Annotated in this window: 1 pseudogene; it reads right to left on the bottom strand. The window is 40.9% G+C overall.

The features are described from left to right. A pseudogene (locus ACIR131C_RS26385) lies at positions 1 to 247 on the bottom strand (DUF4351 domain-containing protein); the annotation flags it as partial.

The raw sequence follows: 247 nt of genomic DNA, 5'->3' as shown, positions 1-247 counted from the left end.
AGATATTTTTTGCTCAAACACTAGGTTAACATCTACTTCCCACAGGTTGATGACTTGATAATCCTGATGGGCTGTTATGCCTAATATTTCTGATTCGTAGCGATTGGGGATTATTTGTTTAGTGCTTTGGGGGAGGATATTAATGAGAACTGGGTATACTTTTAAGTTATAACGCTCTTCTGCTAGGGCAGTGTAGGCCCGTAATCGTTGGGGCATTCTCTGATGGTAACGCAGTTGTAGTTCGTTA

Origin of the sequence: Dolichospermum circinale AWQC131C (assembly GCF_000426905.1) — a bacterium.
In the GTDB taxonomy this organism is placed as follows: Bacteria; Cyanobacteriota; Cyanobacteriia; order Cyanobacteriales; family Nostocaceae; genus Dolichospermum; species Dolichospermum circinale.
The sequence above is the reverse complement of the archived record's forward strand: the minus strand, read 5'-3'. Positions and strand labels throughout refer to the sequence as shown.